We start from the raw sequence: 536 nt of genomic DNA on the forward strand, positions 1-536 counted from the left end.
AGCAACCGCGATCCCCTGGCCGGCATCGATCTGAAACAGGACTTCGAACGGCTCTACACCGTCATCGTCAGCATCACGCCGGCGCCGTGGGGATTGGGTCCGGCGCTGTGATGGATGAATGAAAGGCAAAGCGCCGCGCCGCCGTGGCGGACGCGGCGCTCTTGCTTGCCTGTCAATGCGACATCAGCACCGGCAGCGTCATCGACTCCAGCACCGTGCGCGTGGCGCCGCCCAGCAGCATCTCGCGGAAACGCGAATGCGCATAGCAGCCCATCACCAGCAGGTCGGCATTCACGTCAGCCGCCAGCGACAGCAGCGCATTGCCGCTGTCCTGCTCGGTGGTTTCCTGCAGCACATCCACCTTCACGCCGTGGCGCGCGAGATAGAGCGCAAGGTCGGCGCCTGGCTGTTGGCCATGCACATTGACCTGCTGCTCGGCGTTGAACACCACCACCTTCACTTCCTGCGCCTGGCGCAGCATCGGCATGGCGCCGTTGATGGCGCGGCTGGCTTCCATGCTGCCATCCCATGCCAGC

The 536-nt window shown here is 65.1% G+C and carries 1 protein-coding gene; it reads right to left on the reverse strand.

The window, feature by feature from the left end:
* Positions 1–172: 172 nt before the first annotated feature.
* Positions 173–536: universal stress protein (locus JK635_RS28350; protein ID WP_235888003.1), on the reverse strand; the 364-nt coding region annotated here is incomplete at its 5' end.

Source organism: Neobacillus paridis (assembly GCF_016765675.1).
GTDB classification, from domain to species: domain Bacteria; phylum Bacillota; class Bacilli; order Bacillales; family Cytobacillaceae; genus Neobacillus; species Neobacillus paridis.